General features: G+C 64.8%; 1 protein-coding gene. It reads left to right on the forward strand.

All coding sequences use genetic code 11. The annotated features are described in order from the left end of the window. On the forward strand, positions 1–281 hold a 281-nt coding region (locus tag IHE49_RS18715; protein ID WP_192160675.1), incomplete at both ends, for a DDE-type integrase/transposase/recombinase.

Consider the following 281-nt stretch of genomic DNA (forward strand, 5'->3'; position numbering starts at 1 on the left):
CGATCGCACGGCCGAGGGTCGCGTCATCAAGTGCCTGACGGTCGTTGACGACGCCACTCACGAGGCCGTCGTCATCGAGGTCGAACGAGCGATCTCCGGCACGGGCGTCACGCGCGTGCTGGATCGCCTGGCGCTCACTCGCGGCCTGCCCAAGATCATTCGCAGCGACAACGGCAAGGAGTTCTGCGGCAAGGCGATGGTTACCTGGGCCCACGAGCGTGGCGTGCAACTGCGCCTGATCGAACCGGGCAAACCGAACCAGAACGCCTACATCGAATCGT

Source organism: Rhodanobacter sp. 7MK24, assembly GCF_014842995.1.
Taxonomy (GTDB): Bacteria; Pseudomonadota; Gammaproteobacteria; order Xanthomonadales; family Rhodanobacteraceae; genus Rhodanobacter_A.